A 26218-nucleotide genomic window follows, 5' to 3' on the forward strand; every position below is an offset into this window, starting at 1 on the left:
CCCCGCTCAGGCCTTCAGCTTGTAGCCGAAGCCGCGGACCGTCTCGATCCGGTCCTGGCCGATCTTCTGGCGCAGCCGCTGCACATGCACGTCGACGACCCGGGTGTCCCCGCCCCAGCCGTAGTCCCAGACCCGCTCCAGCAGCTTGTCCCGGGAGAGCACGGTGCCCGGCGCCGAGGAGAACTCCAGCAGCAGCCGCATCTCGGTCGGGGTGAGCGCGACCGGCTGCCCGGCCCGGCGCACCTCCATGCCCTCGGTGTCGATCTCCAGGTCCCCGAAGGTGAGCACGCCACCGGTCACCGCGTCGCCGGCCGCCTCGCCCCGGTCGCCACCGCCCGCGTGCCCGAAGCGGCGCAGCACCGCCCGGATCCGCGCGACCAGCACGGCGCCGTCGAACGGCTTGGTCACATAGTCGTCGGCGCCCGCCTCCAGGCCGAGGACGACGTCGATGGAGTCGGCGCGCGCCGACAGCATGATCACCGGCACGGTCGACTCGTCCCGGATACGACGGCACAGGCTGACGCCGTCCAGACCGGGGACCATCACGTCCAGCAGGGCGATGTCGGGGCGGTTCGACCGGAACGCCTCCAGGCCCGACAGGCCGTCGGGCATGGCGGTGACCGCGAAGCCGTCCCGTTCCAGCGCGAGCTGGGTGGCCTCGCGGATGACGTCGTCGTCCTCGACGAACAGGACGTGGGTCTGGTCTGCCATCCCGGTGCTCTCAGTCCTCGTGGTGTGCGTGGGGGGTCAGTTGTCCGGCGCGGCGGCCGCATCGCCGCCGGCCTGGCTGTAATAGGTGTCGTGGCTGTTCAGCTCGGTGAACCGGCCCGCTTTCCACCCGTACTTGATCACGGTCTCCCGGGACGGGTTCGACACCGCGTCGTCCGTGTCGTAGACCTGCTTGGTCACGGTCAGTTCGGTGCCGTCGATCTCCGCGACGACCGGCGAGTCCTCCGCCTTGAACACATTCTTGTACGAGCCCCCGACGTCCCGGTACACATAGGTGCCGACGCCCACATAGTCGCCGCAGGTCATCACGTTGACGAGGACGTCGTTGACGGATCCGTGGGTCAGATCGCCGTAGGTGACGTCGACAGGGTAGTCGTCGCCGCTGCACGGCTTCAGACCCCGCTTCACCGTCGTGGAGACCTCGGGGTCCTGCTTGATCAGCGAGACCGCGTCGACCCGGCGGTAGGTGTGGGACGGGCTGGGCGTGGGGGAGGCGACGGCTCCCGCGACCGCCGACGCGTGCGCCGGGCCCTCGTCCCGGGTGCCGGTGCCCCCGGTGCCGCACGCGGCGACGAAAAGAGCGATGGCGGCGAGCGCGGCCCCCACCGCGATCACCGCCTGTGAACTGCCTCGGGCCCGCTCGGGCCCGGCCCCGGTCAGGCCGCGCAACGCTCCCGCTCCTCACGCTCCAGCGCGCGTGCGTCCAGATCGCGGGCCTCCAGCTCCTCGCGGAGCCGGGCGAGCGCCCGGTGCAGCGTGCTCTTGACCGTACCGGCCGACATGCCGAGGGCCGCGGCCGTCTCCTCTGTGGACATCTGCTCCCAGTGTCGCAGTACTACAACACTGCGCTGCTTCGGTGCGAGCACTTTCATGACGTCCATGAGGAGGGCCCGGTCGGCGTGCTGCTCGGTGGAGTCGTCCACGGACGCGTCGGGCAGCTGCTCGGTCGGGACCTCCTCCAGCTTGCGCGCCCGCCACCACTCCGTACGGGTGTTGATCATGACCCGGCGCAGATAGGCGTCGGCGAGCCGCTTGTCGGCGATGCCCTCCCAGCGGCCGTACGTCCGCACCAGCGCCGTCTGCAGCAGGTCCTGGGCGTCGACCGGGTCCGGGACCAGCCGGCGCGCGCTGCGCAGCAGCGCGTCCTGCCGGGTGCGGACGTACTCCTCGAACTCGAGCACCTCGCCCTGCGCCATGATCAACCGCCTCCGCTCCCCGTGTACTTCGGCCCGTGCCTGAAGTCCTGCGTTCCCCGTGCCCGGTGGTCTGCCGGGCACGGAAAAGAAGTTAGGGAGTGGTTGTCACGGCGCTGTCCGAACCAGCCTGCGGCTAGCAATCGGCTATCCGTCGGTTGTGTAACAGCCGTAGGAACAGGGTAAGAGAGCTGGCTGTTATGTCCCTTTATGGGAGCCTTTGTCGGTTGAATCGCCGCGTAACAGAGGTGCGGCGGCTGTGACTTGGCTGGCCGTCAGCTCAGCGGCAGCCGGTACAGACCGCCCGGCAGCGGCTCCACCAGACCGTCCGCGACGAGCCCGTCGAGCGCGCGGGCGCGCTGCACCGGCTCGTGCCACACCCGGTCCAGCACAGCCTGCGGCACCGGCGCGTGCGCCTCCCGCAGTACGGCGAGCAGCTTGCCGCGCACCTGCCGGTCCGTACCGGCGTACGTCTGCCCGCGGCGCGGCGGCCCCGCGTGCTCCGGCTTGCCGGCCAGGCGCCAGGCGCACTGCGCGACGATCGGGCACTGCCCGCACCCCTCGTTCTTCGCCGTGCACACCAGCGCGCCCAGCTCCATGGAGGCCGCGGCCCAGCGTGCCGCCGTCCTCTCGTCCTCGGGCAGCAGCTCACGGGCGAGCCGCCGCTCGGCGGCCGTGGTCGCGTTCGGCGGGTACTGCACCCCCGTCACCGCCCGCGCGAACACCCGGCGCACATTCGTGTCCAGCACCGGATGCCGCTGTCCGTACGCGAACGAGGCCACCGCGGCGGCCGTGTACTCGCCGATGCCGGGCAGCGCCAGCAGTTGCGCGTGGTCCGTCGGCACGTCCCCGCCGTGCCGTTCCGTTATGGCCAGCGCGGCGCCGTGCAGCCGCAGGGCCCGGCGCGGATATCCGAGCCGGCCCCAGGCGCGCACCGCCTCGCCCGGCGCCTCCTTCGCGAGGTCGGCGGGGCGCGGCCAGCGGGCCAGCCACTGCTCGTAGACCGGCAGCACCCGGTTGACCGGGGTCTGCTGGAGCATGAACTCGCTGACCATCACCCCCCACGGGCCCGCCTCCGGGCGGCGCCAGGGGAGGTCGCGGGCGTGGGCGTCGAACCAGGCGATCACGGGGGTGTGCAGCTTCTCAGTCATGGCATTCCGATCCTGCCACGGCTCGACCCGCGGGACGGGTGACGGCACGGTCACTCAGTGTGGCGAAGAGGGAAGAAGCCCCGGATGTGACGGCAGTTGCCGAAATGATGATCCGGAAAAGTTGGGGTTCCCGCGGCGGGTGGGACAGGCAACCACGGCGTTCTCTCGTACAGTTTGCGCCGTGGGATCTCTGCGCAATCCGGTCGGGCCGCTTCCCTCCTCCATCTACTGGCGAAGGAGGGTCGTACTGCTGTCGCTGATCGCCCTGTTGGCGCTGCTGATCACGTGGATCGTCACCGCCGGCGGCGGGGGCGGCACGAAGAACGCCAACGGGTCCGACGGCAAAAATCCGGCGCCCACCATCACGCCGGGGCCGTCCTCATCCGGGCCCGCGATCAGCCAACACCCCGGCGGGCGCGACGATTCGGGCGGCGGCTCCGGTGGGAGCGATTCCGGTTCCGGGGGCGGCAGCGGCTCCGCCGGCTCCTCCGGGTCCGGTGACGGCTCCGCCGGCGGCTCGGTTTCGGGCTCCACCGGCGGCAATGTCGGTACGGGCGACACCCTCCCGGCGTCCTCCACGCTGCCCAACTGCTCCTCCTCCGCCGTGACGTTGAGCCTGCGGAGCCTGCACAACTCCTACTCGCCGGACCAGACGCCGACCTTCGAACTCACCGCGAAGAACGGCTCCTCCACCGACTGCAAGGTCGATCTCGGGCCGAAGAGCGCGGTGTTGAGCATCACCCCGGCGGACGGCAGCGACGCGTTCTGGTCGTCGGCGGACTGTCCCAAGGGCGCAGGGAGCCTGGTGTTCCGGGTGCCGGCGGGGCAGAGCATCACCTACACCGCGAAGTGGGACCGCAAGCCGAGCGCTCCGCAGTGTGCGACGCCCGCCGCGGGGTCGGCGAAGGCGGGCACCTACCTGCTGGAGGCGAAGGCACCGGGGTTCGGGAAGGTGCAGGCGTCCTTCGTGCTGGCGGCCGACTGACCCGGCGGGCGCCCGCGTCCTTTCGAGGGGACCCGTACGGCAGTTGGGGCGCCCAGCCCGAACTCAGACGTACCGCTCCAGAATGGAGGACTCGGCCAGGCGCGACAGGCCTTCCCGGACGCTCCTGGCCCGGGCCTCGCCCACGCCGTCCACGGTCTGCAGGTCGTCCACGCTCGCGGCGAGCAGCTTCTGCAGGCCGCCGAAGTGCTCCACCAGGCGGTCGATGATCGCGCCCGGCAGCCGCGGCACCTTGGCCAGCAGCCGGAAGCCCCGCGGGGAGACCGCCGAGTCGAGGGTCTCCGGCGAACCGGTGTAGCCCAGCGCCCGCGCCACCGTGCCGAGCTCGATCAGCTCGGCGTGGGTCAGCGCGTCCAGCTCGGAGAGGGCGTCCTCGACCGTGCGGGAGCGCTTGGCGGTCGGTTCGGGGACATAGTCCCGGACGACCAGTTCACGGTCGGGCTCGACCCCGGCGATCAACTCCTCCAGCTGGAGCGCGAGAAGACGACCGTCCGTGCCCAGTTCGACCACGTACTCGGCGATTTCGGTGGCAATGCGCCGGACCATCTCCAGGCGCTGTGCGACGGCGGACACGTCCCGCACCGTCACCAGGTCCTCGATCTCCAGCGCCGAGAGGGTGCCGGCCACCTCGTCCAGCCGCAGCTTGTACCGCTCCAGCGTGGCCAGCGCCTGGTTCGCGCGGGAGAGGATCGCAGCCGAGTCCTCCAGGACGCGCCGCTGACCGTCGACGTAGAGGGCGATCAGGCGCATGGACTGGGAGACGGAGACCACGGGGAAGCCGACCTGCTTGCTGACCCGGTCCGCCGTACGGTGCCGGGTGCCCGTCTCCTCCGTGGGGATGGTCGGGTCCGGCACCAGCTGCACGCCCGCGCGCAGGATCTTCGACAGGTCCGAGGACAGCACGATGCCGCCGTCCAGCTTGCACAGCTCCCGCAGCCGGGTGGCGGTGAACTCCACGTCCAGGACGAATCCGCCCGTGCACATCGCCTCGACCGTCTTGTCGGAACCGAGGACGATCAGCCCGCCGGTGTTGCCGCGCAGCACGCGTTCGAGCCCGTCACGCAGGGCCGTACCAGGAGCCACGGCGCTCAGGGAGGCGCGCATCAGGCCATCGGAACCGGCACTCCCACCGACTTTTCCGGGAGCTGCTGCCCGGTCGTTGGCTGCCACTGCACTCCTCCGGTCGCAGGTTCTGACGCGCCCCCGTGACCCGCACTCGGTTCGTACGGACGGGCGAGACCTGGGCAAAGTCTACCGGCGGTCCTCCGCCTCCCGTGGGGCCTCTCGCCGACGGGAGCGGGGCAGCACCCGCAGCGCGTCCCCCATGTCGGCGACTTCCAGGACCTTCATGCCGGGCGGCACCTTGCCCGGATCGGTCGGCACCAGCGCGTGCGTGAAGCCCAGCCGGTGGGCCTCGGTGAGCCTGCGCTGCACGCCCGTGACCCGTCTCACCTCGCCCGCGAGGCCCACCTCGCCGATCGCGACCAGGTTCTTCGGCAGCGGGGTGTCGCTGGCGGCGGAGGCCAGCGCGAGGGCGATGGCCAGGTCGGCGGCCGGCTCCGACAGCTTCACCCCGCCGACCGTCGCGGAGTAGATGTCCCGCTTGCCGAGCGCGCTGATCCGGCCGCGCTGCTCCAGGACCGCCAGCATCATCGACACACGTGAGGTCTCCAGGCCCGAGGTCGTTCGCCGTGGGGAGGGGATCTGGGAGTCGACCGTCAGCGCCTGCACCTCGGCCACCAGCGGGCGGCGGCCCTCCAGGGTGACGGTCAGGCACGTGCCGGGGACCGGTTCGTCGCGACGGGTCAGGAAAAGCCCGCTGGGGTCGGCAAGGCCCGTGATGCCCTCGTCGTGCAGCTCGAAGCAGCCGACCTCGTCCGTGGCGCCGTAGCGGTTCTTCACGCCGCGCACCAGGCGCAGGCGCGCGTGCCGGTCGCCCTCGAAGTGCAGGACGACGTCCACCAGGTGTTCCAGGAGGCGGGGGCCCGCGATCGCCCCGTCCTTCGTGACGTGGCCCACAAGGAGCGTGGACATACCGCGCTCCTTGGAGGCGCGGATGAGGGCGCCCGCGACCTCCCGCACCTGGGCCATGCCGCCGGGCGCGCCCTCGATCTCCGGGGAGGCGACCGTCTGCACCGAGTCCAGGATCAGCAGGGAGGGCTTGACCTCGTCCAAATGGCCGAGGACGGCGGACAGGTCGGTCTCGGCGGCCAGGTACAGCTCGTCGTGGAGCGCGCCGATGCGGTCCGCGCGCAGCCGCACCTGGCTCGCCGACTCCTCGCCGGTCACATACAGGGTGCGGTGCTCGGCGCTCGCGGACTTGGCGGCCACGTCCAGCAGCAGCGTGGACTTGCCGACGCCGGGCTCGCCCGCGAGCAGCACGACCGCGCCGGGCACCAGGCCGCCGCCGAGCACCCGGTCCAGCTCGGGCACGCCGGTGGTGCGGGCGGTGGCCTGCCGGCCGTCGACCTGCCCGATGGGCAGCGCGGAGGTGGTGACCCGGCCCGGTGTCGTCGTACGGACCGCGGGCGCGCCGTACTCCTCGACCGTGCCCCACGCCTGGCACTCGGGGCAGCGGCCGAGCCACTTGGCCGTCTGCCAGCCGCACTCGGTGCAGCGGTAGGACGGGCGGTCCTTGGTGGTCTTGGTACGGGCAGCCATGCGGAAACCGTAGCCCGCGGCACTGACAACGGGACCCCGGGGCGTGTGGGGGTGAACCGGTATCGGCCATCACCCGTCGGATTCGCGCCATGGAACAAAGGGTTCCTGTCCCCTTATGAGGGATCGTTTCACCCGTACGAATTAAAACTGCTCAAGGTTCGAGAACGCGCACTCCAGCGCCGCCTACGGTCGCACGGGTGATGAGCAGCAGTCCGGAGACCACCATCCGCACCACCGGCGCGCACCGGGCGCGCGGCGAGGCCCGTGCAGCACGAGAGGCGCGGGAGGGGCGCGCAGCGGGAGAGCCGCGCGAGGTCCGCCACGCGCGCGACCGCGCCGCCGCGCGCACCCTCGCCCAGCGGCCACCGGAGCGCTACGAACCGTACCTGGACGGGCTGTTCACCTACTGTCTGTCGGTGCTGTGCGACCACGACGCGGCCACCGCCGCCCTCGGCGACGTCCTCGCCCTGGCCGAGCGGCGCGGACACCGCGCCCCGGAGGCCGCCGACCGCAGGGCCTGGCTGTACGCGCTGGCCCGCTGGGCGTGCCTGCGCAAGCTGGCCGAGGCCAAGCAGAAACGTCAGGCCACGCACGCGGCGGGCCGCCCCGGGACCGGGAACCAGGTGCCCGATCCGCCGGTCGCCCCGGAGGTGCAGGAACAGCGGCGCCGCGAACTGGCGCTGCTGGCCTGGCCGGAGGCGGCCGGTACGACCCCCGAGCAGCGCGAGGCCCTGGAGCTGGCCGTCCGCCACCACCTGGCCGCGCAGGAGGTCGCCGCCGTCCTCGGCATGGAACCGGCGGCCGCGCGCGAACTGCTCGCCTCCGCCGCCTGCGAGGTCGAGCGCACCCGCGCGGCCCTCGCCGTCGTCGAGGCCGGCGGCTGCCCGGGCGTGGCCCATCTCACGGGGGACAGCGGGCTGGTCCTGAGCACGGCGCTCCGCCGCGAACTGGTCCGCCACGTCGACGACTGTCCGCGCTGCCGCCGCACCGCCGAGCGCGCCGTCCCCGGCCGCTGGCCCGGCGCCACGGTCACCCCGGCCGAGCTGCCCGTCCTGGAGGCCCCCCGCGCGGCCCTGCACATGGCCCTGGCGCACCATCCACGCGCGCGTGGCGCGGCGGCACCCCGCTTCGACCGGCGCGGCTTCCCCATGGACCCCAAGGACCGCGCGGCCCGCCGCGACCGGCTACGCGCGCGTGCGGTGACGACGACGGTGGTCGCCACGGTGGTGGCCGCCCCCGTGCTGGCCCTGTGGGCCGCCTACCGGGGCGCGCCGACGGCGGACGGGGACGGCCCCTCCGCCACCGCGAGCGAGACCCAGGGCCCCGAGGCCCTCGGCAGCGACGCGGCCGGCGGCTACGAGAACGCCGGGAACGCGAGCGTGAAGCCCGGCGCTCGCGGCGGCAAGGACGGCAAGGCGGACGTCTCCGTGGAGGTCGTCAGCGTGGCCGGGGTGGGCACGAAGGGCCCGGGGCACCTCGCGGTCGGCGCCGCGAACGACGGCGACACCACGCTGATCACCCTCACCGCGTCCGGCTCCGCCCCGGTCCGCTGGTCCGCGTCCACGACGGCGCCCTGGCTGTACCTCAGCCAGTCCAGGGGAACCCTGGACCCCGGCGACACGTTGACGATCAAGGTGTACGTCGACCACCTCCGCGAGCCCTCCGGCCACTGGCACGCCCAGGTGGCGGTCTCCCCGGCCGGCTCGGTGGTCGGCATCGACGGCTACGGCACGGCCCCCAGCCACCACCCGACCCAGCCACCGACCTCCGCCAAACCCACCCCCACGCCGTCCACCCCGCCTCCCACCGACCCCCCGTCCAGCCAACCGCCCCCTCCCACCGACCCCCCGTCCACCCCCACCGACCCCGCCTCACCTCCCGACTCCCCGACCCCGACACCAACGCCGTCCGGCAGCGATACGCCCAGTCTTTCCGGGAGCTAGGGGCGGGCTCGGGACGCGTGCGGGGGAGCAGGCGGGAGCGGGCGGCCGGTGGACGTATGTCGAGGTCCCGTCCTGATATCCCCAGGGGACGGGCAGGCGGGCGGTGCCGAACCGCACGCGGAGGCCGAGGCTCCGGAAGCCCGGGGCGAGCGGGTGTGGGGTGCAACCCGTGCCCTCCGACCTGGCGCGGATCGGGAGGGCGTGGCTGGGGCGGGTCGGTGGAGGTGTCCGAGACCGTGATGGACAGGGCACCGGCGTCGGGCAGGCCGGGCGCGGGGGCGGGGGAGGCGGGGCTGGTTCCCGGGGCCGGACACGGTGTTTCCCGGTGGGGTGAGCGGGCGTGAGGCATGTGGTGCCCGATGGTGTCCGACCTGGGCGGCAGGGACGGGCGTGGGGCCGCATCCGCCCATGGACCCCGGCGACGCCCATGGATCCCGGCGAGCGTCACGGCGGCCCCCGTGCGACCGTTCCGTCGGGTGCCCACCCGGCCGACCGGGACCGTGGGGTGAGCGGGCGTGGGGCATGTGGTGTCCGATGGTGTCCGGTCCGGGAGGCAGGGACGGGCGTGGGGACGCATCCGTCCATGGACCCCGGCGACGCCCATGGATCCCGGCGAGCGTCACAACAGCCCCCGTGCGACCGTTCCGTCGGGTGCCCGCCCGGCCGACCGGGACGGTGGGGCGGGTGGGGAGGGATCGGCTCGGTGGGGTTACGGGGCCGGGTCCGCCGGGTGGGGGGCGATCAGGGGCAGCTGGGAGGCCAGGCGCTGTTCGCAGAGCTCGGCCAGGCGGTCGTAGCCGGCCTTGCCCATCAGTTCGGTCAGCTCGGCCCGGTAGGAGACGTAGACCGGCTCGCCCGCGCCGTGTGCCGAGGTCGCCGAGGTGCACCACCAGTGCAGGTCGTGGCCGCCCGGACCCCAGCCCCGGCGGTCGTACTCGCCGATGGAGATCTGCAGGACCCGGGTGTCGTCGGGGCGGTCGATCCAGTCGTACGTCCGCCGGATCGGCAGCTGCCAGCACACGTCCGGCTTGGTCTCCAGCGGCTCCCGGCCCTCCCGCAGCGCCAGGATGTGCAGCGAGCAGCCCGCGCCGCCGGCGAAGCCGGGCCGGTTCTGGAAGATGCAGGAGCCCTGGTAGGGACGGGTCTGGCGGGAGCCCTCCTCGTCCTTGGAGACCCAGCCGTGCCGCATGCCCTCGTCGTGGTGCTGCCAGATCTCCGGCGTGAGCCGTGCCACATGCTCGGCGACCCGCTTCTCGTCGTCCTCGTCCGAGAAGTGCGCGCCCAGCGAGCAGCACCCGTCGTCCGCGCGGCCCGCCTGGATGCCCTGGCAGCCGCTGCCGAAGATGCAGTTCCAGCGAGAGGTCAGCCATGTCAGATCACAGCGGAAGACCTGCTCGTCGTCCGCGGGATCGGGAAACTCCACCCAGGCGCGCGCGAAGTCGAGCCCCTTCTCGTCGCTCACCCGGGGGGCCTGCTTGGCCTGCTTGGACTTCTTGGTCACCGACGACGCCTTCGCTTGCGCAGAATCCTTCGATTCCTTGGAGGATTTGTGGTCCTTCGCCTTTTTCGTCTTTGGCACATGTCCAGGGTAAGTGGCCGAGGACCGCTCCGGGGACCGTCGACGGGCGATCTGGCAGTAGCGTTCCGTATATGAGACTCGGTGTCCTGGACGTGGGTTCGAACACGGTGCATCTGCTGGTGGTGGACGCCCACCCCGGCGCGCGCCCGCTGCCCGCGCATTCCCACAAGGCCGAACTTCGGCTCGCCCAACTGCTCGACGAGAGCGGTGCCATCGACAACGACGGCATCCACAAGCTGGTCGCCGTCGTCCAGGACGCCCTCCAGGCCGCCGAGGACAAGGGCGTCGAGGACCTGCTGCCCTTCGCCACCTCCGCCGTCCGCGAGGCCACCAACGCCGACGACGTCCTCGCGCGCGTGGAGCAGGAGACGGGCGTACGACTCCAGGTCCTCACCGGTGCGGAAGAGGCCCGCCTGACCTTCCTCGCCGTCCGCCGCTGGTTCGGCTGGTCCGCCGGAAAGCTGCTCGTCCTGGACATCGGCGGCGGCTCCCTGGAGATCGCCTACGGCATAGACGAGGAGCCGGACACCGCCGTCTCCCTGCCGCTCGGCGCCGGCCGGCTCACCGCGGGCTGGCTGCCCGGCGACCCGCCCTCCCCCGAGGCCGTGCGCGCCCTGCGCCGCCACGTCCGTACCGAGATCGCCCGCACGGTCGGCGAGTTCAGCCGCTTCGGGGCCCCCGACCACGTGGTCGCCACCTCCAAGACCTTCAAGCAGCTCGCCCGCATCGCCGGTGCCGCCCGCAGCGCCGACGGCCTCTACGTCCAGCGCGAACTCAAGCGCGAGTCCCTGGAGGCCTGGGTGCCGCGCCTGGCCGGCATGACGGTGGAGCAGCGCGCCGAGCTTCCCGGCGTCTCCGACGGCCGGGCCGGCCAGCTCCTGGCGGGGGCCCTGGTGGCGGAGGCCGCGATGGACCTGTTCGGGGTGGAGAACCTGGAGATCTGCCCCTGGGCCCTGCGGGAGGGCGTGATCCTGCGGCGGCTTGATCACATGGGGTCCGATTAGGCGGCCGGCGTCCCGAAGGGGCGGGGCCGTATCGCCGATGCGGCGCCGCCGCGTGGGCGCGAGCGACCACGACGGTGCCGCACCCGCCCGAATGGCAAAGCTCACAACGGCGAACGGGCACCCCGCACCAGCACCACCGCACACCGTATGGTGACGGACGTGGCTGAACCAACGGACGTGCGTATCGCGCTGTCGACGGCCTCCGTATACCCGGAGTCCACCGCGACGGCCTTCGAGATCGCCGCACGCCTCGGCTACGACGGTGTCGAGGTCATGGTGTGGACGGACCCGGTCAGCCAGGACATCGAGGCGCTGCGCCGCCTGTCGGACTACCACGGCATCCCGGTCCTGGCCGTCCACGCCCCCTGCCTGCTGATCACCCAGCGGGTCTGGTCGACGGACCCCTGGGTCAAGCTGCAGCGGGCCCGCGCGGCCGCCGAGAAGCTCGGCGCCTCCACCGTCGTCGTCCACCCGCCCTTCCGCTGGCAGCGGCAGTACGCGCGCGACTTCGTCGACGGGGTCTGGCGCATGGCGAACGAGACGGACGTACGGTTCGCCGTCGAGAACATGTACCCGTGGCGCTACCGCGACCGCGAGATGCTCGCCTACGCCCCGGACTGGGACGTCACCCAGCACGACTACCGGCACTTCACGATCGATCTCAGCCACACGGCGACGGCCCGCGCGGACGCCCTGGAGATGATCGACCGCATGGGCGACCGCCTCGGCCACGTCCACCTCGCCGACGGCCGGGGCTCGGCCAAGGACGAGCACCTGGTGCCCGGCCGCGGCACCCAGCCCTGCGCCGAACTGCTGGAACACCTGACCCTCTCCGGCTTCGACGGCCATGTCGTCATCGAGGTCAACACCCGGCGGGCGATGTCCAGCGCCGAACGCGAGGCCGACCTCGCCGAGGCCCTGGCCTTCACCCGCAAGCACCTGGCGTCGGCGGTACGGGTGCGCCGGCCATGAACGACCACGAGCAGCCCACCCGCAGAAGGGGCAGACCCCCGCGCACGGAGTCCGCCGGCACCCGTGACCGCATCCTTGCCGCCGCCCGCGAGGAGTTCTCCGAGCGTGGGTACGAGAAGACGTCCGTGCGCGGGATCGCCAAGGCGGCCGGCGTCGACTCCGCGCTGGTCCACCACTACTTCGGCACCAAGGAGCAGGTCTTCGAGGCGGCGATCGCGGTGGCCTTCGCGCCCGCGCTGAACGCCCCCGAGGCGGTGGCCGCCGGCCCCCTCGACGGGGTGGGAGAGCGGCTGACCCGTTTCATCTTCGGCATCTGGGAGAACCCCACGACCCGTACGCCGCTCCTCGCGATCGTCCGGTCGGCCGTGAACAACGAGACCGCCGCCGCCGTCTTCCGCCGCCTCGTCGCCTCCCAGCTGATGCGCCGCGTCGCCGCCCAGCTGGACCTGCCGGACGCCGAACTGCGCGCCGAGCTGGCCGCCTCCCAGCTGGTGGGTACGGCGATGATGCGGTACGTCGTCAAGCTGGAGCCGCTGGCCTCCGTCGACCTGGAGCAGATCATCGCGCGCGTCGCACCGGTCGTACAGCACCACCTGACCAGCGCCTGAGCCGCGCGCCGGGCGCTGCGTCAGCGAGATACCCGTCCCGCATTCCGGACAACCGCGTCCAGCGTTTGGAGCACCGGCGTACGCTCGGAGACAGTCGGAACTCCCTGGACTCACCGCCAGAGGGTCTTTGAAGGTCATTGAAGGAGCGAGCGACGATGCCCGAGCTGAGGTCCCGCACAGTCACCCACGGCCGCAACATGGCGGGCGCCCGCGCCCTTATGCGCGCCTCCGGTGTACCCGGTGCGGACATCGGCCGGAAGCCGATCATCGCCGTCGCGAACTCCTTCACCGAGTTCGTGCCGGGCCACACCCATCTGCAGCCGGTCGGCCGGATCGTCAGCGAGGCGATCAGGGAGGCGGGCGGCATCCCGCGCGAGTTCAACACGATCGCCGTGGACGACGGCATCGCCATGGGCCACGGCGGCATGCTGTACTCCCTCCCCTCCCGCGACCTGATCGCGGACTCCGTCGAGTACATGGTCGAGGCCCACTGCGCCGACGCCCTGGTCTGCATCTCCAACTGCGACAAGATCACCCCGGGCATGCTGATGGCGGCCCTGCGCCTGAACATCCCGACGGTCTTCGTCTCCGGCGGCCCGATGGAGTCCGGCCGCGCCACCCTGGTCGACGGCACGGTCCGCACGCTCGACCTGGTCGACGCGATCTCCGACGCCGTCAACGACAAGATCTCCGACGAGGACATCCTCCGTATCGAGGAGAACGCCTGCCCCACCTGCGGCAGCTGTTCCGGCATGTTCACCGCCAACTCGATGAACTGCCTGACCGAGGCGATCGGCCTGTCCCTCCCCGGCAACGGCTCGGTCCTCGCCACGCACACCGCACGCAAGCAGCTCTACGTCGACGCCGCCCGCACGGTCATGGACCTCACCCGCCGCTACTACGAGCAGGACGACGACTCGGTCCTCCCGCTCAACATCGCGACCTTCCAGGCCTTCGAGAACGCCATGGCCCTGGACATCGCCATGGGCGGCTCCACCAACACGATCCTGCACCTGCTGGCCGCCGCCCAGGAGGCCGGCGTCCCCTTCGGCCTGGAGCAGATCGACGCCGTCTCCCGCCGCGTGCCGTGCCTGGCGAAGGTGGCGCCCAACGTGGCGAAGAACCGCACGTACTACATGGAGGACGTGCACCGCGCCGGCGGCATCCCGGCCCTGCTGGGCGAACTCCACCGCGCGGGCCTCCTCAACGAGGACGTCCACGCCGTCCACAGCCCGTCGCTGGCCGACTGGCTGAAGACCTGGGACGTCCGTGGCGGCTCGCCCTCGCAGGAGGCGCTGGAGCTGTGGCACGCGGCGCCGGGCTGCGTCCGCTCCGCGGAGGCCTTCTCCCAGTCCGAGCGCTGGGAGGCGCTGGACGAGGACGCGGAGGGCGGCTGCATCCGCTCCGTCGAGCACGCCTACTCCAAGGACGGCGGCCTGGCCGTCCTCAAGGGCAACCTGGCGGTCGACGGCTGCGTGGTGAAGACGGCCGGCGTCGACGAGTCGATCTGGACCTTCGAGGGCCCGGCGGTCGTCTGCGAGTCCCAGGAGGAGGCCGTCCAGCGCATCCTCACCCACGAGGTCAAGGACGGCGACGTCGTCGTCATCCGCTACGAGGGCCCCAAGGGCGGCCCCGGCATGCAGGAGATGCTCTACCCGACCTCGTACCTGAAGGGCCGCGGCCTGGGCAAGACCTGCGCCCTGATCACCGACGGCCGCTTCTCCGGCGGCACCTCGGGCCTCTCCATCGGCCACGCCTCCCCCGAGGCGGCCTCCGGCGGCACCATCGCGCTCGTCCAGGACGGCGACCGCATCCGCATCGACATCCCCAACCGCACGATCGAGCTCCTGGTCGACGAGGCGGAACTCGCCCGCCGCGAGCAGTCCCTGAACGGCGTGTACGCCCCGAAGAACCGCGACCGCAAGGTGTCGGCGGCACTGCGGGCCTACGCCGCGATGGCCACCAGCGCCGACAAGGGCGCGGTGCGGGATGTGACCAGGCTGGGCTGAGCAGCCGACTGAGAGGGGCCGCCTCCCGCGCGGGGCCGGCCCCTCCGCCGTCTCACCAACCCGACGGGTCCCGCCCGTCGAGCGCGAAGACGGTGCCGTCGGGGGTGGTGGCGTAGACGTGGTTGCCGACGAGGACGGGAGCGGCGGGCGCTCCCATGACCGTCGCCGCGTCCGAGCCGAGGCGGGCGGGCGTCTGCCCGACGAGAGCGCCCCGGCGGGCGTCCACGGCGAGGAGGCGTCCGTCGCCCGCCGAGAAGTACACGTACCGGCTGTCCGCGACTGGCGCCGAACCCCGGCTCACCGAGGTCTCCACGCGCCACAGATGCCTCTGGGCTGTCATGTCCACGGCTTCCAGGGAGCCACTGGCGCCCAGGAGGTACACGACGTCCCCTTGCACAGTGGCCTGGGCGGCCTCGCTCGCCAGCGGCAGCGCCATGCGGCGCGTCGACCGGGTTCCGGGGGTGTAGCGGACGACAGCCTTCGTTTCCCCGTAGACGTGGTCGACGGAAAGGAAGAAGACGGAGCCGTGCCCGGTCCCGACAGGCACCAGCGTCCCGTTCAGCCGGGCTTCCCATCGCACGTCACCGCTGTGCGGATCGATGGCGGACACGTGGGTGCTCGACCCGTCGGCGGACGTGCTCGTCGCGTACGCCAGTGAGGCGCCGGGAAACGAGGCGAAGGCCGGACTGCCCTGCCCGGTGATCCGGCGGCTCCAGCGGGTCTTCCCCGACGTGCTGTCGACGCCGGTGACCTTTCCCCCGGCTTCGGTGAGCAGGATCATGCCGTCCGCGTACCGGACCGTCGCGTCCCGACCCAACAGGTGCTTCCAGACCTCCTTGCCCGACCCCGGGTCGAGCGCCGCCAGGCGTGAGCCGCCGTCCGTGTAGGGCTGCACCAGTCCGCCCGAGATGACTGGCGGGCCGCTTGAGTGCGCGCGGGTGACCGAATGGCGCCACAGCAGCTTTCCGTCGGCAGGGGAGAGGGCGAAGACCACTCCCGGTTGCGCACACAGCAACTTCCCCGCTCCGTAGGAACACTGCGGCAACCCCGAGGCCTTGGGCAGTGGCTTGGCCTGCCAAGAGTGGAACGCGGCCGCCTTGGTGTGTGGACCGGCACCGGCCGACGTACGGCTGCCACTGTCGATCAATTGGACCGAGACCAGCATGGTGGCCACGACGAGCCCGAACACCCCGGCGCCCAGCGCCACCTTTCCGCGAACCCGCCTCCGGACCGGCGGCTCGGGCAGCTCCTCGGCGGTCGACTGCGCAGCCGGGAAGTCACCGCCGCCACGCTGCGCCGGTATGAACGCCTGCGTGTCGTACGAGGCCGCCACGGACCGTAGTTCCCGCATCAGCTCGTCGGGCGTCGGCCGGTCCTCGGGCTCCTTGGCCAGGCAGCGCAACACCAGCGGCGCGAGGCTCTCCGGCACCCCCGTCAGATCCGGCGCATCGTGTACCACCTGATACGCGACGACATAAGGGCTGTCGGAGTCGAACGGGCCCCGTCCCGTCGCCGCGTGCACCATCACCGAGCCGAGGGCGAAGATGTCCGCCGCCGGTCCCACTTCCCGCGGCCGACGGAACTGCTCGGGCGCCATGAAGGGCGGTGTCCCGATCAATTTTCCGGTCTCTGTGCGCAGTTCACTGTCCTTGGGCCGGGAGATGCCGAAGTCGATGACCTTAGGGCCGTCCTCGGCCAGCAGCACGTTGCTCGGCTTGAGATCCCGGTGCACGACTCCGGCCCGATGGATGTCGCGCAGCGCCTCGGCGAGGCCGGCCATGAGCCGCCGCAACTGCGCAGTCGGCATCGGGCCGTTCCGTTTCACATGCTCCGAGAGAGTCGGACCGGGAATGAACAGCGTGGCCATCCAGGGCCGTTCGGTCTCCGGATCGGCGTCGACGACAGGCGCGGTGAAGGCGCCGCTCACTCTCCGGGCAGCAGCAACCTCCTGCCGGAAACGGCCTCTGAACTCGCGGTCCCTCGCGAACTCGGCGTGCACGACCTTCACCGCGAGCTTCAGCCCGGAGGTACTGCGGGCCAGATGCACCACGCCCATGCCACCGGACCCCAGGCAGGATTCCAGGAGGTACTGACCGGCGTACTCGGGAAGTTCCGCTTCCGCGCCCGCTCCGGTGCTGCGCTGTGGCGTCATGGACCACCCCCGTGCTGTTCGTCCGCGCGCGCGACGCACGGAGCCTAGTCGATGACTCGTGCGAGACGGAGGCGGCTTGCTAGCCTTCGCGCGCGAGTTACGCACAACTGTTCCGTGGCTCGTTTCCATCGGAATCGACCAACCCTATGACTGCCATGGGGTGATACGGGGGGCCTTGCATGTCCACTGACCGCGCCGAAGAAACCGCCGCAGAGGCCACGGCGGAGTCGTTGCGCTACTACTCGGTCGCCCCCGGCGTCCGGCTGAACGTCCGCAGCGGCCCCGGCACCAGCTACAACCTCGTCCGTGTCCTGCCCGAGGGAGCGAAGGTCCCGATCTTCTGCCAGACCCCGGGCACGACCGTGACGGGCACGTACGGCACGACCAACATCTGGGACAACATCAACAACGGCGAGTACGTCTCGGACGCCTACGTCCAGACCGGCAGCGACGGCTACATCGCCCCGCGTTGCGGCTGAGCATTCCAGAAAAGGACAGAGATGACTTCCATCAAGCGCAGGGCCGTCGTCCTTGCCGCCACCGCGGGAGCCTTCCTCACGGTGATCGGCTCAGCGGCATCGGCGTCCGCCACGGGCCTCCATTACTACTCGGTCGCGCCGGGTGTCCGTCTGAACGTCCGCAGCGGCCCCGGCACCAGCTACAACGTCCTGTACCTCCTGCCCGAGGGCGCCAAGGTCCCGATCTACTGCCAGTCACCGGGCACGACCGTGACCGGCCCCTACGGCACCTCCAACATCTGGGACAACATCGACAACGGCGAGTACGTCTCGGACGCCTACGTCCAGACCGGCAGCGACGGCTACATCGCCCCGCGCTGCTCCTGACCCCGCCCCGAGCCCGCCCCCGCCCGGCGCCATAATCGTTCCGTGAGCGACGAAAACGGCACCCCGGACACCCCGGCGGGCTCCTCGGGCGGTACGGCCCCCGGCGGCGGCCCCCGCCCCGAGCCCCTGCGCTTCTTCGGCACCAGCTGGGTGGACCACGACAACGGCTACGCGGCCCGCCGCGTCGGTGTCGCCGTCGGCTCCCTCGCCGCCGCCGTCGCCTCCTGCCTGGTTCTCCGCTTCGCCTACGAGGGCATCCGGATCGCCGACACCGGCTCCTTCGTCACCGTGCTGATCATCGCCATGTTCGCGATCTGCAGCGCGCTCGCCTTCCGCAACACCTGGGAGGGCTTCGGCAAGCGCCACGACCCACAGCGCCAGGCCTCCCTGCGCGGCCTGCTCGCCATCGGCTTCGTCGGCTCCCTCCTCGCCTACTTCCTCCGCTCCCTGACCGAGGCCCCGGGGGAGAAGCTGCACCGCGAGGAGTACGAGAAGGCCCGCGAGGACCACGAGCGCCGCACCTCCCGCCGCACCGGCAACCCGTCCAAGAAGAAGCGGCGCCGGTGACACGGGTTTCCGGCGGTCAGTAGTACCGGCTCATGATCGCCGTGGCCCACTCCGGCTGACGGATCGCGCCCTGCGGCCCGAACTCCGTCATGTACGGCTTGATGTCCAGCACCGGAGTCCCGTCCACCGCGTCCAGCCCCTCGACGTGCACCTCAAGACCGTCGACCCGCAGCACACGGCAGCGCGAGACCCCGATCCGGTTGGGCCGGTTCTTGCCGCGCTGGGCGAAGATCCCGACCTTCGGCCAGTCGGTGTTGCCGCGCGGATGCCGGGCCCCGGTCTCGATCTTCTCCTCCGGCACCCGGTCGAAGTGGTAGACGACCTCCAGGTGGGAGAAGTCCTCCAGCCCGGCCAAGGCCTCCGCGGAGAACCGGGCACCGTCGATCCGGATCACGGCACGCACCTCACCCCACTCGTCGTCCCGCACCTCCGCCCGCCCACCGACGACCCACCCCACCGGCCGCACCACCACATCCCCGACTTCTCCGACCGCTTCCCCGGCTTCCTCACCCTGCCCAGCCACGTCGGCCCCCTTCCCCTAACCGGCAAGCACCACAAGCAACTTGCCCCACGCTATCCGCACGCGGCGGCCGCCATGCCCCGCTACCCCAACCCTCCGCCGGCCTGCCAGTCCGCCGCCCGCCACCGTCCCGGCCCCTCCCGCCCCGAAATCCCGCTGCCGCCAGCTCCCCATGACCCCCACCATGGCCGTATGACCGTGACGCAACCGCCCTCCTCACCGCCCCCACCCCTGCCCTCGCCGGCAACCCGCGCGCACTCCTTCAACTCCGCCGCCGCCCAGTACGCCGCGAACCGCCCCTCCTACCCGCCCGCCCTCTTCGACGCCATCGAGGAACTGGCCGGCCGGTCGCTGTCCGGTGCCAGGGTCGTGGACGTCGGCGCCGGTACCGGTATCGCGACCGCCCTCCTGCAGGCACGCGGCGCCGACGTGCTCGCCGTCGAACCCGGTGAGGGCATGGCCGCCGAGTTCCGCCGCGGGCTGCCGCATCTCCCGATCGTCCGGGGCAACGGCAACGCCCTCCCCATCGCCGACGCGCACGCCGACTTCGTCACCTACGCCCAGGCCTGGCACTGGACCGACACGGCCCGCTCGGTGCCGGAGGCGCTGCGGGTGCTGCGGCCGGGCGGTGCGCTGGCGCTGTGGTGGAACGGCGACGCCCTGGACGTGGAGTGGATCGCCGAGGCGGCACTCCGCATCGGCCGTTTCCTCGGTGTGGACGTCGCCGCCGAGAAACGGAAAGGCGGCCGCACGGAACTGGCCGACCCCAGCGGCCGCCTCCGCTTCAGCCGCCGGGAGGTCCGCTGGAGCCGCCGCGTCACGATCGACACCCACCTCGCGAACATCGGCAGCCACTCGGCGTTCCTCCTCACGCCCGAGGACCGCAGGACCGCCTTCCTGGAGGAGGAGCGGGCCCATCTGCTGAAGGCCTTCCCGGACGGCATGGTCGAGGAGACCTACGACGTGCTTCTGCTCGTCGCCACCAAGCCCTGATCAGCGAAGAAGCATCAGCGAAGAAGCATCAGCGAACAACCATCACCGAACAAGCATCAGCGAAGAAGCGTCGCCCCGAGCGGCGGCCGGGTTCGTCCCGGCCGCCGCTTCCGTCTGTGTGCCCGGCCGCCGGCTCCGCGAACGTGCCCGGCCGGCCCTTGACGCACGGGCCCTCCAGGCACATTATTCATCGCATGATGAATTATGTGCCGGAGCCACCACCCCAGTCCTCCGTCCCAGCCGTCGAAGCGCACGACCTCACCGCCGTCCGCGGCCCCCGCACCGTCCTCCACCACCTCGACTTCTCGGTCCCCCGCGGCCAGGTCACCGGCCTGCTCGGTCCTTCCGGCTGCGGCAAGTCGACCCTCATGCGCTCGATCGTGGGCACCCAGGCCAAGGTCACCGGCACTCTTCAGGTCCTCGGCCACCCGGCCGGCCACCCCGCCCTGCGCTCGCGCATCGGCTACGTCACCCAGGACCCCTCCGTCTACGACGACCTGACCGTCCGGCAGAACCTGGAGTACTTCGCCGCGATACTCGACCCCGGCCGCGCAGCCGCCGAGCGCCGCCACGAGCACGTCACCCGGGCCATCACCGACGTCGACCTCACCAGCCACGCAGACGCTCTCGCCGGCAACCTCTCCGGCGGCCAGCGCAACCGGGTCTCACTGGCCGTGGCCCTGCTCGGCTCCCCCGAACTCCTCGTCCTGGACGAACCCACCGTCGGCCTCGACCCCGTCCTGCGCCGCGACCTGTGGCACCTCTTCCACGACATCGCCGCCACCCGAGGCGCCACCCTCCTCGTCTCCTCCCACGTCATGGACGAGGCCGAGCGTTGCCACCGCCTCCTCCTCATGCGCGAGGGCGAGATCCTCGCGGACGACTCCCCGGACGCCCTGCGCACCCGTACCGGCAGCGACACCGTCGAGGCCGCCTTCCTCCACCTCGTCGACGAGGCAGCCGCGGCAGCCCGACCCAAGGAGAGCACCCGATGAGCACGACGACCACCACGGACACCAGCAGCATCACGACCGTTCCGGCCCCGACCGGTGTCATCAACGCCGGTCGCACCGCCGCCACCGCCGCCCGCGTCCTGCGCCAGCTCCGCCACGACCCGCGCACCATCGCGCTGATGATCCTCGTCCCGTGCGTGATGCTGATCCTGCTGCGCTACGTCTTCGACGCCAGCCCCCGCACCTTCGACAACATCGGCGCATCCCTGCTCGGCATCTTCCCGCTGATCACGATGTTCCTGGTCACCTCCATCGCCACCCTGCGCGAACGCACCTCCGGCACCCTGGAACGCCTCCTCGCCATGCCCCTCGGCAAGGCCGACCTCATCGCCGGCTACGCCCTCGCCTTCGGCGCGATCGCCATCGTCCAGTCCGCCCTCGCCACCGGACTCGCCGTGTGGGTGCTCGGCCTCGACGTCACCGGCTCACCCTGGCTGCTGCTCCTCGTCGCCCTCCTCGACGCCCTGCTCGGCACGGCCCTCGGACTCTTCGTCTCGGCCTTCGCCGCCTCGGAGTTCCAGGCGGTCCAGTTCATGCCCGCGGTGATCTTCCCCCAGCTCCTCCTCTGCGGCCTGTTCACGCCCCGGTCCGACATGCAGCCCGTCCTCACCGGGATCTCCGACGTCCTGCCCATGTCGTACGCCGTCGACGGCATGAACCAGGTCCTGCACCACACCGACATGACCGCGACCTTCGTCCGCGACGTCCTGATCGTGGCGGGCTGCGCCCTGCTGGTCCTGGTCCTGGGCGCGGCCACCCTCCGGCGCCGCACGGCCTGACCGCCGCCCTTCGCCGGTCCAACGGCCCGGACGGCCGCCTCTCCGCCCGTGTTCCGCCTGCCGGACAACCCCCCGCACCCTCACGGCCCGGTGCGAGGATGACCCCATGAGCCAGAAAGTCGCAGTCCTCGGCACCGGCAAGATCGGCGAAGCCCTGCTCAGCGGAATGATCCGGGCCGGCTGGGCCCCGGCCGACCTCCTGGTCACCGCCCGCCGCCCGGAACGCGCCGAAGAACTCCGCACCCGCTACGGAGTCAGCCCGGTCACCAACACCGAGGCCGCCAAGACCGCCGACACCCTCATCCTCACGGTCAAGCCGCAGGACATGGGCACCCTCCTGGACGAGCTCGCGCCGCACGTGCCCGCCGACCGCCTCGTCATCAGCGGCGCCGCCGGTATCCCCACCTCCTTCTTCGAGGAGCGCCTGTCCGCAGGCACCCCCGTCGTCCGCGTCATGACCAACACCCCCGCCCTCGTCGACGAGGCCATGTCGGTCATCTCCGCCGGCAGCCACGCCACCGAGCAGCACCTCGCGCACGCCGAGGAGATCTTCGGTGCCGTCGGCAAGACACTCCGCGTGCCCGAGACCCAGCAGGACGCCTGCACCGCCCTGTCCGGCTCCGGCCCCGCGTACTTCTTCTACCTGGTCGAGGCCATGACCGACGCCGGAATCCTGCTCGGTCTGCCCCGCGACAAGGCCCACGACCTCATCGTCCAGTCGGCCATCGGCGCCGCCGTGATGCTCCGCGACAGCGGCGAACACCCCGTCAAGCTCCGCGAGAACGTCACCTCCCCGGCGGGCACGACGATCAACGCCATCCGTGAACTGGAGAACCACGGCGTACGAGCCGCCCTCATCGCCGCCCTCGAAGCCGCCCGCGACCGCAGCCGCGAACTCGCCTCCGGCAAGAAGGACTGAGCCGGCGCCGGGGGGAGGAGGCGGGCGACGACTCACCGTCAGCCGCCCTTACCCCCGCCCCCTCCCGCATGGCCCTAACGCCCGGCCCCGCTCAGCGCCGTCTCGAACAGCGGCGGCAGCAACCCGATCGCCCGGTACGCCGTATCGACGGTCGGACGGGCCATCGCCCTCGCCTTCTCCGCACCATCCCGCAGCACCCCCTCCACATAGGCGGGATCCGCGCACAGCTCCCGGTGTCTGGCCTGCACGGGCCTGAGCACCTCCACCACCGCCTCCGCGGTGTCCTTCTTCAAGGCGCCGTACGACTCATATCCACCGGCCAAGGCCTCCGGGTTCCCACCCGTGCACGCCGCGAGGATCTCCAGCAGATTCGCGACCCCTGGCCGCCCCTCCCGGTCGTACTCCACGTCCCGCCCGCTGTCGGTGACGGCCCGCATGACCTTCTTCCGCACGTCGTCCGGCTCGTCGAGCAGATACACGACCCCCAGCCCCGACTCGTCCGACTTCCCCATCTTGGTCACCGGGTTCTGCAGGTTCATCACCCGTGCCGCGACCGACGGCCGCGTCGCCTTCGGCACCACGAACGTGTGCCCGTACCGCTGGTTGAACCGCACGGCCAGATCCCGCGCCAGCTCGACATGCTGCACCTGGTCGTCCCCGACCGGCACCTCGTCCGCGCCGTACCCCAGGATGTCCGCCGCCATCAGCACCGGATACGTCAGCAGTGACAGCCGCACGCTCGCACCGCGCTCCTGCTGCCGCGCGACCTTCTCCTTGTACTGGATCATCCGACGCATCTCACCGTCGGTCGCCACGCACTCCAGCAGATACGACAGCCGCGTGTGCTCGTCGACATGGCTCTGCAGGAACACGGTGCACACCTCGGGATCGAGCCCGGCCGCCAGCATCAGCGTCGCCGTCTGCCGACTGAGCCGGCGCAATCGCGCCGGATCCTGGTCCACCGTCAGCGCGTGCAGATCCACGACGCAGAACAGCGCGTCGGCCTGGTGCTGGTCCGTCTCCACCCAGCGCCGCAGGGCTCCCAGGTAGTTGCCCAGCGTCAGGTGCCCGGTCGGCTGAATCCCGCTGAAGACCCGTTTCATCTCCACTCCACCTCCTGGTCGGGACCGCCGCTCCTGCGGCCGGCCCCCGGAGTCCGGAGGAGATACGAGAACGGCCGCCGAGGCGGCGGCCGTTGGATGCATACGTGAGTGCGGCCGCCGTCAGGCGGCCCACCAAAGCTGGGTACACGTACGCGTCGTCATGCGGACCAGGGTACGCCTCCGGAGTGCACCAGGGGCAAGAGTTGACACGCGCCACGCCGATCCGTAGTGTTCTCCGGGTTGTCCGACGTGAGCGCCGACTCCGGTCGGTCCCCGGACAGCCACTCCGCAAGTACCGACCAGCAATCGACGCTCCGGCGCCGACTGTTTTGGCGTGCGTATTTGCGGAATGAGGAATCCGCGTTCGAAAGGACGCAGCCCCCGATTAGCTCGGGAGCACGGAATCCGCTAAAGTCTCACTCGTCGGAACGGCCCAACGGCCGGGAAGACAAACCCGCTGACTGGGAGTCAGACGCCGAAAGGATCTGATAGAGTCGGAACCGCCGGAAAGGGAAACGCGAAAGCGAGAACCTGGAAAGCACCGAGGAAATCGGATCGGAAAGATCTGATAGAGTCGGAAACACCGAAGGGAAGCGCCCGGAGGAAAGCCCGAGAGGGTGAGTACAAAGGAAGCGACCGTTCCTTGAGAACTCAACAGCGTGCCAAAAATCAACGCCAGATATGTTGATACCCCGTCCGTCGGAACAATCCGATGGTCGAGGTTCCTTTGAAATAACACAGCGAGGACGCTGTGTGCGAGGGGACTATTCCTCCTCTCGCACCGCTCTCGTGGTGTTCATCCCGATTACGGGAAAACATTCACGGAGAGTTTGATCCTGGCTCAGGACGAACGCTGGCGGCGTGCTTAACACATGCAAGTCGAACGATGAAGCCCTTCGGGGTGGATTAGTGGCGAACGGGTGAGTAACACGTGGGCAATCTGCCCTTCACTCTGGGACAAGCCCTGGAAACGGGGTCTAATACCGGATACGAGGTTCGCAGGCATCTGTGAACTTGGAAAGCTCCGGCGGTGAAGGATGAGCCCGCGGCCTATCAGCTTGTTGGTGAGGTAATGGCTCACCAAGGCGACGACGGGTAGCCGGCCTGAGAGGGCGACCGGCCACACTGGGACTGAGACACGGCCCAGACTCCTACGGGAGGCAGCAGTGGGGAATATTGCACAATGGGCGAAAGCCTGATGCAGCGACGCCGCGTGAGGGATGACGGCCTTCGGGTTGTAAACCTCTTTCAGCAGGGAAGAAGCGCAAGTGACGGTACCTGCAGAAGAAGCGCCGGCTAACTACGTGCCAGCAGCCGCGGTAATACGTAGGGCGCAAGCGTTGTCCGGAATTATTGGGCGTAAAGAGCTCGTAGGCGGCTTGTCACGTCGATTGTGAAAGCCCGAGGCTTAACCTCGGGTCTGCAGTCGATACGGGCTAGCTAGAGTGTGGTAGGGGAGATCGGAATTCCTGGTGTAGCGGTGAAATGCGCAGATATCAGGAGGAACACCGGTGGCGAAGGCGGATCTCTGGGCCATTACTGACGCTGAGGAGCGAAAGCGTGGGGAGCGAACAGGATTAGATACCCTGGTAGTCCACGCCGTAAACGGTGGGAACTAGGTGTTGGCGACATTCCACGTCGTCGGTGCCGCAGCTAACGCATTAAGTTCCCCGCCTGGGGAGTACGGCCGCAAGGCTAAAACTCAAAGGAATTGACGGGGGCCCGCACAAGCGGCGGAGCATGTGGCTTAATTCGACGCAACGCGAAGAACCTTACCAAGGCTTGACATACACCGGAAAGCATTAGAGATAGTGCCCCCCTTGTGGTCGGTGTACAGGTGGTGCATGGCTGTCGTCAGCTCGTGTCGTGAGATGTTGGGTTAAGTCCCGCAACGAGCGCAACCCTTGTTCTGTGTTGCCAGCATGCCCTTCGGGGTGATGGGGACTCACAGGAGACCGCCGGGGTCAACTCGGAGGAAGGTGGGGACGACGTCAAGTCATCATGCCCCTTATGTCTTGGGCTGCACACGTGCTACAATGGCCGGTACAAAGAGCTGCGATACCGTGAGGTGGAGCGAATCTCAAAAAGCCGGTCTCAGTTCGGATTGGGGTCTGCAACTCGACCCCATGAAGTCGGAGTCGCTAGTAATCGCAGATCAGCATTGCTGCGGTGAATACGTTCCCGGGCCTTGTACACACCGCCCGTCACGTCACGAAAGTTGGTAACACCCGAAGCCGGTGGCCCAACCCCTTGTGGGAGGGAGCTGTCGAAGGTGGGACTAGCGATTGGGACGAAGTCGTAACAAGGTAGCCGTACCGGAAGGTGCGGCTGGATCACCTCCTTTCTAAGGAGCACTTCTTACCGGGTTCGCTCGGTCAGAGGCCAGTACATCGGCGAACGTCCGATGCTGGTTGCTCATGGGTGGAACGTTGATTATTCGGCACGGTCCAGGATGGACCAGGCGCTAGTACTGCC

23 protein-coding genes and 1 rRNA gene are annotated in these 26218 nt (G+C 70.4%); 14 read left to right on the top strand and 10 right to left on the bottom strand.

The window, feature by feature from the left end; genetic code table 11:
* Nucleotides 1-6 precede the first annotated feature (6 nt).
* From cseB to ACQPXS_RS26375, 4 genes are all read right to left on the bottom strand, one after another.
* A complete protein-coding gene (cseB, locus tag ACQPXS_RS26360) occupies nt 7-711 on the bottom strand; it encodes a two-component system response regulator CseB (protein ID WP_351811067.1) in 705 nt (234 codons plus the stop codon).
* Between the two features lie 36 nt (nt 712-747).
* On the bottom strand, nt 748-1398 hold the full coding sequence (locus tag ACQPXS_RS26365; RefSeq protein WP_351811070.1) for a hypothetical protein: 651 nt from the start codon (nt 1396-1398) through the stop codon (nt 748-750).
* Nucleotides 1386-1925 (bottom strand): SigE family RNA polymerase sigma factor, encoded by a 540-nt coding sequence (locus tag ACQPXS_RS26370; protein WP_030751823.1) that lies wholly within the window; start codon nt 1923-1925, stop codon nt 1386-1388. The genes ACQPXS_RS26365 and ACQPXS_RS26370 overlap by 13 nt, the downstream gene beginning before the upstream one ends.
* Nucleotides 1926-2197: 272 nt before the next feature.
* Nucleotides 2198-3073, bottom strand: coding sequence for an A/G-specific adenine glycosylase (locus tag ACQPXS_RS26375; protein WP_433451733.1), 876 nt, complete (start codon nt 3071-3073; stop codon nt 2198-2200).
* 181 nt (nt 3074-3254) lie between these two features.
* Here ACQPXS_RS26375 and ACQPXS_RS26380 point away from each other — a divergent pair, with 181 nt between their 5' ends.
* Nucleotides 3255-4058, top strand: coding sequence for a hypothetical protein (locus ACQPXS_RS26380; RefSeq protein WP_433451735.1), 804 nt, complete (start codon nt 3255-3257; stop codon nt 4056-4058).
* Between the two features lie 63 nt (nt 4059-4121).
* Here ACQPXS_RS26380 and disA read toward each other — a convergent pair whose 3' ends face one another.
* Entirely contained in the window at nt 4122-5246 is a 1125-nt protein-coding gene (disA, locus tag ACQPXS_RS26385; RefSeq protein WP_351811079.1) for a DNA integrity scanning diadenylate cyclase DisA, read from the bottom strand.
* Nucleotides 5247-5327: 81 nt separating this feature from the next.
* Nucleotides 5328-6737 carry a DNA repair protein RadA gene (radA, locus tag ACQPXS_RS26390; protein WP_390683537.1) on the bottom strand — a complete coding sequence of 470 codons (1410 nt, stop codon included), beginning with the start codon at nt 6735-6737 and terminating at the stop codon, nt 5328-5330.
* A 200-nt stretch (nt 6738-6937) separates the two neighbouring features.
* On the opposite strand from radA, the gene ACQPXS_RS26395 reads away from it, so the two are divergent.
* Complete coding sequence (locus ACQPXS_RS26395) at nt 6938-8680, top strand: BACON domain-containing protein (protein WP_433451737.1); 1743 nt, start codon at nt 6938-6940, stop codon at nt 8678-8680.
* Nucleotides 8681-9389: 709 nt separating this feature from the next.
* On the opposite strand, the gene ACQPXS_RS26400 is transcribed toward ACQPXS_RS26395, so the two are convergent.
* A complete protein-coding gene (locus ACQPXS_RS26400) occupies nt 9390-10181 on the bottom strand; it encodes a hypothetical protein (RefSeq protein WP_390683539.1) in 792 nt (263 codons plus the stop codon).
* A gap of 149 nt (nt 10182-10330) precedes the next feature.
* Here ACQPXS_RS26400 and ACQPXS_RS26405 point away from each other — a divergent pair, with 149 nt between their 5' ends.
* The 4 genes from ACQPXS_RS26405 to ilvD all read left to right on the top strand — a co-directional run bounded on the left by ACQPXS_RS26405 (nt 10331) and on the right by ilvD (nt 14852).
* Complete coding sequence (locus tag ACQPXS_RS26405) at nt 10331-11263, top strand: Ppx/GppA phosphatase family protein (protein ID WP_356299828.1); 933 nt, start codon at nt 10331-10333, stop codon at nt 11261-11263.
* A gap of 147 nt (nt 11264-11410) precedes the next feature.
* Nucleotides 11411-12235: a sugar phosphate isomerase/epimerase family protein gene (locus ACQPXS_RS26410; protein ID WP_351811094.1), complete on the top strand. Its 825-nt coding sequence runs from the start codon at nt 11411-11413 to the stop codon at nt 12233-12235.
* Entirely contained in the window at nt 12232-12843 is a 612-nt protein-coding gene (locus tag ACQPXS_RS26415) for a TetR family transcriptional regulator (protein WP_351811097.1), read from the top strand. Before ACQPXS_RS26410 ends, ACQPXS_RS26415 begins: the two co-directional genes overlap by 4 nt.
* A 155-nt stretch (nt 12844-12998) precedes the next feature.
* The gene (gene ilvD, locus ACQPXS_RS26420) at nt 12999-14852 is read left to right on the top strand and encodes a dihydroxy-acid dehydratase (RefSeq protein ID WP_433451738.1); all 1854 of its coding nucleotides are present in this window, start codon (nt 12999-13001) and stop codon (nt 14850-14852) included.
* A gap of 52 nt (nt 14853-14904) precedes the next feature.
* Here ilvD and ACQPXS_RS26425 read toward each other — a convergent pair whose 3' ends face one another.
* Nucleotides 14905-17004 (bottom strand): protein kinase domain-containing protein, encoded by a 2100-nt coding sequence (locus ACQPXS_RS26425; protein WP_433451739.1) that lies wholly within the window; start codon nt 17002-17004, stop codon nt 14905-14907.
* Nucleotides 17005-17183: 179 nt separating this feature from the next.
* Between ACQPXS_RS26425 and ACQPXS_RS26430 the strand changes: the two genes are divergently transcribed.
* The 3 genes from ACQPXS_RS26430 to ACQPXS_RS26440 are packed head-to-tail and all read left to right on the top strand — an operon-like array spanning nt 17184 to nt 18416.
* Nucleotides 17184-17483, top strand: coding sequence for an SH3 domain-containing protein (locus ACQPXS_RS26430; protein WP_433451741.1), 300 nt, complete (start codon nt 17184-17186; stop codon nt 17481-17483).
* 21 nt (nt 17484-17504) lie between these two features.
* Nucleotides 17505-17849 carry an SH3 domain-containing protein gene (locus ACQPXS_RS26435; protein ID WP_433451742.1) on the top strand — a complete coding sequence of 115 codons (345 nt, stop codon included), beginning with the start codon at nt 17505-17507 and terminating at the stop codon, nt 17847-17849.
* A 42-nt stretch (nt 17850-17891) separates the two neighbouring features.
* The gene (locus tag ACQPXS_RS26440) at nt 17892-18416 is read left to right on the top strand and encodes an EamA/RhaT family transporter (protein WP_433451744.1); all 525 of its coding nucleotides are present in this window, start codon (nt 17892-17894) and stop codon (nt 18414-18416) included.
* A gap of 16 nt (nt 18417-18432) precedes the next feature.
* Here the strand turns inward: ACQPXS_RS26440 and ACQPXS_RS26445 are convergent, their stop codons facing one another.
* The gene (locus ACQPXS_RS26445) at nt 18433-18888 is read right to left on the bottom strand and encodes an SAM-dependent methyltransferase (RefSeq protein WP_433455952.1); all 456 of its coding nucleotides are present in this window, start codon (nt 18886-18888) and stop codon (nt 18433-18435) included.
* Nucleotides 18889-19128: 240 nt separating this feature from the next.
* Between ACQPXS_RS26445 and ACQPXS_RS26450 the strand changes: the two genes are divergently transcribed.
* From ACQPXS_RS26450 to proC, 4 genes are all read left to right on the top strand, one after another.
* On the top strand, nt 19129-19929 hold the full coding sequence (locus ACQPXS_RS26450; protein WP_433451745.1) for a class I SAM-dependent methyltransferase: 801 nt from the start codon (nt 19129-19131) through the stop codon (nt 19927-19929).
* A 194-nt stretch (nt 19930-20123) separates the two neighbouring features.
* Complete coding sequence (locus tag ACQPXS_RS26455) at nt 20124-20924, top strand: ABC transporter ATP-binding protein (RefSeq protein ID WP_365327569.1); 801 nt, start codon at nt 20124-20126, stop codon at nt 20922-20924.
* Complete coding sequence (locus ACQPXS_RS26460) at nt 20921-21721, top strand: ABC transporter permease (protein ID WP_433451747.1); 801 nt, start codon at nt 20921-20923, stop codon at nt 21719-21721. The genes ACQPXS_RS26455 and ACQPXS_RS26460 overlap by 4 nt, the downstream gene beginning before the upstream one ends.
* Before the next feature lie 106 nt (nt 21722-21827).
* On the top strand, nt 21828-22640 hold the full coding sequence (gene proC / locus ACQPXS_RS26465; RefSeq protein WP_351811127.1) for a pyrroline-5-carboxylate reductase: 813 nt from the start codon (nt 21828-21830) through the stop codon (nt 22638-22640).
* Between the two features lie 74 nt (nt 22641-22714).
* Here the strand turns inward: proC and trpS are convergent, their stop codons facing one another.
* Nucleotides 22715-23743 (bottom strand): tryptophan--tRNA ligase, encoded by a 1029-nt coding sequence (trpS, locus tag ACQPXS_RS26470; RefSeq protein WP_433451749.1) that lies wholly within the window; start codon nt 23741-23743, stop codon nt 22715-22717.
* A gap of 818 nt (nt 23744-24561) precedes the next feature.
* On the opposite strand from trpS, the gene ACQPXS_RS26475 reads away from it, so the two are divergent.
* A 16S ribosomal RNA gene (locus tag ACQPXS_RS26475) occupies nt 24562-26087 on the top strand.
* Nucleotides 26088-26218 lie beyond the last annotated feature (131 nt).

Source organism: Streptomyces sp. CA-142005, assembly GCF_050942335.1.
Lineage (GTDB): Bacteria > Actinomycetota > Actinomycetes > Streptomycetales > Streptomycetaceae > Streptomyces.